At 49.3% G+C, this 7851-nt stretch carries 9 protein-coding genes; all 9 read right to left on the minus strand.

What is annotated here, in order from left to right:
- Position 1: 1 nt before the first annotated feature.
- The gene (locus tag QZ209_RS03435; protein ID WP_294344703.1) at positions 2-1579 is read right to left on the minus strand and encodes a phage portal protein; all 1578 of its coding nucleotides are present in this window, start codon (positions 1577-1579) and stop codon (positions 2-4) included.
- Entirely contained in the window at positions 1576-2142 is a 567-nt protein-coding gene (locus QZ209_RS03440; RefSeq protein ID WP_294344705.1) for a hypothetical protein, read from the minus strand. The genes QZ209_RS03435 and QZ209_RS03440 overlap by 4 nt, the downstream gene beginning before the upstream one ends.
- Positions 2143-2279: 137 nt before the next feature.
- Positions 2280-2942 (minus strand): hypothetical protein, encoded by a 663-nt coding sequence (locus tag QZ209_RS03445; RefSeq protein WP_294344706.1) that lies wholly within the window; start codon positions 2940-2942, stop codon positions 2280-2282.
- A gap of 7 nt (positions 2943-2949) precedes the next feature.
- Positions 2950-4881 carry a terminase gpA endonuclease subunit gene (locus QZ209_RS03450; RefSeq protein ID WP_294344707.1) on the minus strand — a complete coding sequence of 644 codons (1932 nt, stop codon included), beginning with the start codon at positions 4879-4881 and terminating at the stop codon, positions 2950-2952.
- Positions 4829-5374, minus strand: a complete 546-nt coding sequence (locus QZ209_RS03455; protein WP_294344708.1) for a hypothetical protein — start codon at positions 5372-5374, stop codon at positions 4829-4831. Before QZ209_RS03455 ends, QZ209_RS03450 begins: the two co-directional genes overlap by 53 nt.
- Positions 5375-5513: 139 nt before the next feature.
- Positions 5514-5732 carry a hypothetical protein gene (locus tag QZ209_RS03460; RefSeq protein WP_294344710.1) on the minus strand — a complete coding sequence of 73 codons (219 nt, stop codon included), beginning with the start codon at positions 5730-5732 and terminating at the stop codon, positions 5514-5516.
- The gene (locus tag QZ209_RS03465; RefSeq protein ID WP_294344712.1) at positions 5719-6210 is read right to left on the minus strand and encodes a hypothetical protein; all 492 of its coding nucleotides are present in this window, start codon (positions 6208-6210) and stop codon (positions 5719-5721) included. Before QZ209_RS03465 ends, QZ209_RS03460 begins: the two co-directional genes overlap by 14 nt.
- Positions 6191-7129: a hypothetical protein gene (locus QZ209_RS03470; protein ID WP_294344713.1), complete on the minus strand. Its 939-nt coding sequence runs from the start codon at positions 7127-7129 to the stop codon at positions 6191-6193. Before QZ209_RS03470 ends, QZ209_RS03465 begins: the two co-directional genes overlap by 20 nt.
- Positions 7130-7140: 11 nt before the next feature.
- The coding region (locus tag QZ209_RS03475) for a DNA cytosine methyltransferase (protein WP_294344714.1) at positions 7141-7851 on the minus strand (711 nt) is incomplete at its 5' end.

Genomic DNA, 7851 nt, shown 5'->3' on the forward strand with positions numbered 1-7851 from the left:
ATCAATAGTCATTATCAACCATTTTAGCGTGGCCGTTCAGCGCTTTCCTGATGAGCTGCCGAACAGCGTCGTCGCTGTTATCGTTGCCGAAATACTCGCTCAAGTCAATGCCTTTATCCTTAGCCATCTGCAATTCCTTCTGGAGTTGGTCAAACACGTCCTCGATATCCTGTCCGCGCTCGGCTGCAAGCTCGGAAAGTGTTGTGATCCTCATCTTGAGATACTTCTCTGCAGCAGCAGCCTCCTTTTGCGGATCGATCCAGCTCCACGTTCTTGGCCTCCACGATACTCTCAATAACTGGTCGTACATCGATACCGGAAGACGTAACGCCTGTGTAGAAAGTGACATCGACAACCAGTCGGGATAAAGAGACTCGTGCAAGCTTTCAATGAGCCATTGCTGCAACTCACGCCAGAAGTCGCGAACTTCGAGCATGCCGATTCTGGCAGAACTGTAATTCACATCGGAAAGATCATTTGCCAGAGACGTGTAATTCACACCACCGCCCGCAGCGATTCCTTTAAGCAGTTTGCTGTGAAACGCTTCGAAAGCATTGACCGGATGGTTCGGGTCGAACTGTACGAAGTCCCAGCCCGGGGGAAGCGATCCGTAAACCCCGGCCTCGGAATCCATGTACTCGACTTCTCCAGAATCGTCGTCAGCGCCCTCGCCGGTGTAATCGCCTTGCTCGGATTCAGGCTTTTTGAAAAACCCTCCTTTTTCCGCAGCGATCCGGGCCTGAATCGTCTCGGCTTCCTCGTAGCGGTCCAGCATATGCATACGCCGGATAGACGACGTCATCCACGGAAACCCGCGCTTCTGCTCCGCCCAGAGAGGCACAAAAAGATGTTCGATAAACTTTGCCTCGACACGAGTGTACTGTTCGCCGCTGTAGGAATACCGCATCCCGCGGTTTCCGATCCAGTAAGCGACAACCTCACCGTCGAGGTACTCGATACCGTTGATGATTTCAGCATCATCGCCAAGCTTTCTATTGAGCGCAACCGGAACACGCATAGGGTCGATAACCTCGACCATAAACCCATTTGGACCCTTGCCGAACCATTTACGCAAAAATATTTCACCATCACGGGGAACCGTGTTCACAATAACCCGCTCGAGACTGGTTTTTGAAAGCTGTGACCGGAACACGCAGTTACCCTTTCTCCCCCACTCCTTCCATGCGGATTCAACGGCTGCATTGGCGGCCTTGTCGGGAGTACCGTTTGCCGTCAACACCTTGGCTTCCAATCTCACGCCCTTCGGGCCGAGAATGTTGCTCCGGCACATCTGGATGAACTTGCTGTAATAACCGTTATTGTCAGCGAGCCAACGGGACCGTCCCCTGATCTTTTCCAGGTCCCGATATAGAGCCTCGTCAGAAGAAATGGTGGTGGAAGGCCAGTCCTGCGTTAAACGGTCGGCGCTCCCGGCAAGAAAATGCCGTTTGCTGCCGTTACGAGGAAATTTGCTTGACCCGATACCGGCATGTTTTGTAGCCGACACAGCATGTACATTATTGCTGCCCTGTTTCAAGAGCTCGGCAATCCTGCCGTTTTGTAGTAACTGATCACTCATGACGCGCTCTTGAATCTGACTTTAACGCTTCCAATCCCGGACTTACCGTTTTTCATCCGCTCTTCGGCGAGATACTCGGCCCGCAACCGGTCGCGTGCAGAAAGCAGCTCCTCCATGGTCATAAACTTCAAGGCTCGGCCGGCGATCTGGTATTCCTGCTGCGCCTGTGACGCACGGTTCGCAATCACCGCCTCGATAGCGTCGAGAGACTTTTTGGCAAAACTCCGGTCGTCATAACCGGAGCTTTGCTGCGCGAAATCCGGCTCGATAACAATCGTGCCGGTTTCAACGGCTTTACGGTCAGAGCCGTCGGTAACAACAGCCTGAAAACTATACGTGCCATCCGTAAAATCGTCGGTAGTCTCTTTTGCAATGTCGATGTGATGATCATCCGAAGAACCGTACTGACTGCCGGTGAGGGTAATAAGATTAGTCCCGGACTTGACGAGGTAATAAGATAGCGTCCAGGTAGGAGCCGGGTAATCGGATAAACTGATTTTCCATTCCCAGCTATCCCCGGCAATCAGTCGGGCAGGTGTAGATGTCGGTATACTTGCAGCCATTTCGGATTTGTTTTATAAGAAAAATCCGAAATAACAAAAAAGAAGGCAATAGGAAGAAAAGAAAGACGTTCCATATAACCCGGAAACCTGTAAGAGCCAATCATATCAAGGCTTTTCAGACCCCCGATTGGAAAAGCTCACATCCTGTTTCGCATATACCAATTTAATTTTTCCCTGAAAATCCTCGAAAAATGCTTTTTAACATACCTATCTTTAATTTTCTCTAAATTCAGTTTTGGCTTTTTGTAATCAGCCATTTCTTCCCAACCAACTTCAAGTCTGAATTTCTGTCCAACCATTCGTTTTTCAGATTTACTCCATTTTCTTTTACCTATACGAAGATAAATACCAGGTCTACTTTCTCCTTTTCCACCTAATTTCTTCACAGTTCCGGAAAAATACTGTGGTCTGTCAAGAATGGCTTTCCAGTTTCTTTTTAATCCACCATGTTTAGCCCTGTAATTTGCTTGGGGAACCGGAATTGCTTTTCTTTTACCTCCTTCAGGCTTTTCACGTCCGCCATAAATTTGATACTGCAAATATTTTTCCTGTGCTCGCTTCAAATGCAAAATACCCTGCAGTTTGCTTTTTTGTGCTTTTTCTATGTACCATGCTTTAGTTGATGTAGTAAATGATACTGGCATATCAAATACACTTTTTATTTCCTTTGAAAACTCCGTCCGCAACCCGAAAAGAGTATCATTGATAGCGTTCCGTGTCGCATTTGGCACAAACTTCTTCTCCATTTTACTCAGATTGCGAGTAACCTCCTTGATATTGCTTCGAACAGAAATCTGCATAGCAGTTTTATAACCTCCTCATTGTCCTGCGTTTTACTTTCAACCGTTTCTTTTTTCCCTGCGTTTTGCTTTCCCCATTCAACGCATTACCCTGATCCTCAAAGCTATCTTTTTGCTCAACCATCCTCCGTTTGATGTGCCCCCATTTCGGCTTCAGGATCAGCAACGTTGCATACGCATACTGCCTGGTATCGACCGCCTCATTCCGCTCCCGCACCTTTACCCAGACACGCCGCCCGGCCTTGAGCTTCTTCTCCTCCGCTGTCAGCATCAGGAAATACGGCTTTTCGTAATGTAAAGGAAAATGTGCGCTGCCGGGATTACCCGGCTCGATCCTCAAACGCTTGAGCACAACATCCTTTATTTGCTCGCCGTCCACACGCCATAATTTCAGGCGTCGCTTGCCGGCGCGGGTCCATTTAACCACACCTTCGACGCGCGTGGCGCTTCCCTTGACTGCAAAAACTCTGTGCAGTTTCGAAGCAGACTCAACCCAATCATAGATCACGTTTGAATCGACGTTCTCAGTATTACCCTTCTCAGTAGGATTGTAACCAACATCGATGCCGAGAGCATCGACACTGAGAAGCGCCCCGTCCTGGCGTTCCCATTCCATCTCCCAGACATATTCAAGTTGGTCGTAAGTCTCCAAAAGCTGCGTATTGCCCCACAAAATGCGATAATCGAGGCTCCAGTTTTCGCCGTCAGCAGCCCAAGCGATAATTTCACACTCGAGCCGATCGCCCTGCACATCAACCCCAACCGTCACCATTTCAATTTTTTCCGGGAGCTTATTTGGAAAATGCTCACGCCGACCCATAAGCGGCGCGTCTTCCAAACGCTGCCCCTTTTCTTCGTATAGTTCTCCAAGCACCGTGTTTGTAAAAACCCGCATTCGGTCCGGGTAACCGGTAGAGTAGAGGAACTCGGCGGCCGTTTCCGCCCAAGTAACAAACGGACTGTATGCCTGCCAAATGTGAAATCCCTGCCGTTTAACAATCTTTGGAAATTTCGCCCGCCACTCCCCTGACTGCACCATATCATGTTTGTCCTCATGCTCGATCACCGACCCGCAATGCTCGCAGACGAACCAGGCGTGGATGTGCTCCGCTATTGCTTTCCGCTTCCACTCAAATTCATCAGCCTCGTCGGCACCCTGCGTCAGACCCTTGATTGCATCCTTGTCGTATTCAAATTTCAGATTCAAGAACTTGAGCGTCTGGAACCCGCCGCAATGCGGACACGGCACCCAAAACTGCTGCTGGTTGGTTTCTTTATACGCCGGTTCGATGCGCGATTCACCTTTTTCAGTCGGCGTGCTGACAAGGAAAATTTTCTTATTGCTTGCATACCTCGTAGTACGCTTCCGGGCAAGCATCAGGATATCGCCTTCCGCTTTGATCAGCTTTCCCCATCTATCTATTTCGTCACCAAGCAAGATTCGTATCGGCCATGACGAGAGCGAAACCGGCGAGTTTGCGCCGGCCATAATCATATACCCGCCTGGAAACTTTTTGAAGTCAAGACTGTTCCTGCCGTCCCGCACCCGTTTATCTGCGAGAATACCGCGTAACGCCGGAGTCACGTCGAACATAGGTTCAAGCCTTGATTTCGTCACCTGCTTTGCCATAATCAGCGACGGCAAAAGCCACATAATCGGGCAAGGATCGCGATGAACGTAACGTCCGATCGTATTCAGAATAATTTCAGTCTTGCCGATCTGTGCTGAGGTCATCATAATAACTTCTTCAACCATCGGATCGCTCAGTGCATCCATCGGGCCTCGCTGATACGCCGCTGTATCAACGTAATATTTGCCGTCGTCTGTATAGCGGTGCTTGTCGGTCCACTCCGAAATGGTTTCCCGAGGTGGAGGCGCAAGCAGCTTATAGAGCGTCTTCGCTTTCTTGCGAACCTTCCCAGCCGTTAAGGTGTCCATTGTCTGAAATTTCCTGTAAAGCTTTTTCTATCTCTTCGCTGATCATCGTCTCTTTTTCCCGTAATGACGATGATAGCTTCATAATCGCCAACCGCCGTGGGAGCATGAGTATTTGCGTCTTGACGTTGAGCATGATTTCCTTGTAGACTGAATGCACGAGATCAATTTTAACCAGTTTGCCTTGTTCCTCTTTAAGCCGCAACTCCTCCCTTTCCGCCTTGATCCTCGTAAGCTTATCCTGTGCCGGTTCATCTTTATCCGCTTCCTGTTTGGCCCCCTGCAACCGGTACTCGATATACGCCTGAATCGCCCGAGCGCAGATCCACATTCCCCGGCCGACATTGGCTTCCCGAAAAGACGGCAGCTCGTTCTCAAGCTGCTGGATCCTTCGAGACGTAATGCCCATCAAGGCCGACAACTCCTCAGTCGATACCCGCTTTATCGAATAGTCTTCTTTGAAAGGAAAAAGCTTTTGATCTGCAACACCGTTCATTTCAATCACTTAGAAAATTTACATGCGAAACCGAAGCGCCCGAAATTTTCATCTCAGGCTAAAAAAATCCCGCGCTCACGAAACCAATCACAGTCGGGGGCTTCAGAAAGGACCCGTGGCGCATCAAGTTGATAGTAGTTCATTTCCTGCATTGTTTTAGCGGTATCATACGCTGTACAGCATCGACAATACAGCGCATATTGTTGTTCTGCAGGTGCATAATGACGGCCTGCTTTGCTTCTACAGTTCGTTTGAGCTTCAATTGAGACTTGTAAAGCCGGTCTATCTTGCGCTGCTGGTCAACGGCTAACGTCCTCAATTGATCATCGCTCATCTTCATGATATCAGCTTTCTTCATCACCAAGTTTCTTTTTGAGTTCTTCGAATAGTTCCGGGAGCGATTTCACCTTTGTCTGTGATACAATCTGTTTGATCTCGGTCGGAAGTTGGGGCTCAAGTAATTCCTCGGCTGCCGTGTGTAACCGCCGAACGTTTTGCTGTGCCTGCTCAACCAGCTTTGTGCATGCGGTAAAGCTCGGCAAAGGCTGGAACTTATCGCCGGTAAACTCGGTACGAAGAGCGAGGTCATACCACTCTACCAACTCGGCTTCTGTGATCCTCTGTGCTTTCAGCAACCGGGTTATTGCCTCCTCGATGAACGTCGTGTCACCAAAGATTTGACCGTACTGCTTCTCGACCACTTCGGCATACTGCCTGCCTTTCATAGCCTGCATTTCGAGTAGCTTCAGCTCGATCAGTGCATCACTTGCCGGCTTCAATACCCAGCGGGCAGCATCGAGCTTTTGTTGCTCGTCTTTAGCCTGCACCAGTAACACCCGATGCGCCTTCTGAAGCCAGCTTTTCTCGCAACATCGTAATTGCCCTGGCGTTGTTGATCGCGTGGATATTACCGTTTTTCGTCGCTGTAGTTCCTGCATCGTTCGATAGATTTTGTTTCCGCATCTTCTGTAAAAACACATCGATGTACATCACCCCGTCATCATTGCGCTTACGGAGCTTCAACGGGCTGAAGAAGTTGGTCGACCAAAATGGGTCACCTCGAGCCCACTGTATCGCCCGGAGTAGCTCATCGACGTTTTCCCTGCCGTCGACACGTCTCAGCTTGTCCCACTCCTGAGCCCATGCATCCCGGTCACACTTGACTGACTCAACCGTCAGCGGCTCAAACCAGTCTGCAAACTCGTAAGCCTCCTTTCTGTACTCCGACTCCAGAAAGGATTTCGGCAAAGATTTCTTGCTTTCCGGTTCCGGAGAAGGGGTTTCGGAGGGAGAAGAGTATTCCTTTTCCTCTTCCAATTCCCTTTCCCTTTCCAATTCCCTTTCAGCGTAGGGTATGCATTGGGTATTGATAGGGTATTCATAGGGTATTGATAGGGTATTGTATCTTTTCAGTACCATATCGGCCAAAGCGACAGGGACAGACTTCAGGGCCTTTGCTATGCTTTGTATGATTTTTGGCGATGTTGAGGACTGATGTTTGATGAAATTGACTACCCAGTAATAACCCTCGCGTTCAACAAGCTTGCCATCATCGCATAGCTTTTTAATCAGAGGTTTAACGCTGTTTATACCTGTCTCAAATGCCATCTTGCGAAGTGAAACGTGCAAAATCCCCGCATTGTTTGTGTGCGGACAAGAGAACAGATAGAGGTAAAAAAGCTTCTCTTGAGGTGTCAGTTCCTCGGTGTATGGATCTTTCCAGAATCCTGAGCTTATTGTCCTGTAGTCTGCCATGATGGTTACTGTTATGCTGCTATGGTTGCTTTCATTTCCGGTACGTTTGCCTCAACAATAGCCTGAGCAATCGGCGGGCAAACGCTGTTTCCACACATCCTGACCTGCGCTGTCTTCGTCAATGCTAAACCTTGATCTGGATTGTCGCCGATGATGTAACTATCCGGGAATCCTTGAGCACGAAACAGCTCACGGGGTGCAAGCATCCGCATGCCTATATCGGTAATCATGTACTGCTGACCTGATACAGTGACCAGACCGAACCGGTCGCGAGTCGAAAGAGTCCGCATTGGCTCAGTGACAGCCTGTCCATCAGTGTCGCTGCCGTAATAAGCAACAAGAAAAGCCCTGACCTCGGCAAAATGGTTACCTCCTGCACTGATCGTTCGCAGCGGTTCATCATTCGGCTGACCGATATTATTGCCCCTGAATTTGACAAGATTGCTCGTCATCAACGCAGACTTGCCACCTCCATTGCCTGTAACAGTCCCCAAAGGAGCCGTTACCGGATGCCCTACGCTTTGGCCAAAATCGCGCTTAATATGTGCCGTCACCAGGCTGTGATGGTCGACGGCCGTCACTGTTCCGATGGCATCACGCAGATCTGAACCGACAACACCGGAATAATGCTTTGCGAGAAAAGCCGTGACAAGGGCATGCCTGTTTTCTGTTGTTTGTGTCCTAAGTGCCGAGTTAATTGAGCTTCCCCGTACCTCATTCGT

Source organism: Prosthecochloris sp., from assembly GCA_015482705.2.
Taxonomy (GTDB): Bacteria; Bacteroidota; Chlorobiia; order Chlorobiales; family Chlorobiaceae; genus Prosthecochloris.

Bases quoted from the DNA above. Each gene is read 5' to 3' on its own strand.
- QZ209_RS03435 (WP_294344703.1), bottom strand. From the start codon at position 1,579: ATGAGTGATCAGTTACTACAAAACGGCAGGATTGCCGAGCTCTTGAAA.
- QZ209_RS03440 (WP_294344705.1), bottom strand. From the start codon at position 2,142: ATGGCTGCAAGTATACCGACATCTACACCTGCCCGACTGATTGCCGGG.
- QZ209_RS03445 (WP_294344706.1), bottom strand. From the start codon at position 2,942: ATGCAGATTTCTGTTCGAAGCAATATCAAGGAGGTTACTCGCAATCTG.
- QZ209_RS03450 (WP_294344707.1), bottom strand. From the start codon at position 4,881: ATGGACACCTTAACGGCTGGGAAGGTTCGCAAGAAAGCGAAGACGCTC.
- QZ209_RS03455 (WP_294344708.1), bottom strand. From the start codon at position 5,374: ATGAACGGTGTTGCAGATCAAAAGCTTTTTCCTTTCAAAGAAGACTAT.
- QZ209_RS03460 (WP_294344710.1), bottom strand. From the start codon at position 5,732: ATGAAGAAAGCTGATATCATGAAGATGAGCGATGATCAATTGAGGACG.
- QZ209_RS03470 (WP_294344713.1), bottom strand. From the start codon at position 7,129: ATGGCAGACTACAGGACAATAAGCTCAGGATTCTGGAAAGATCCATAC.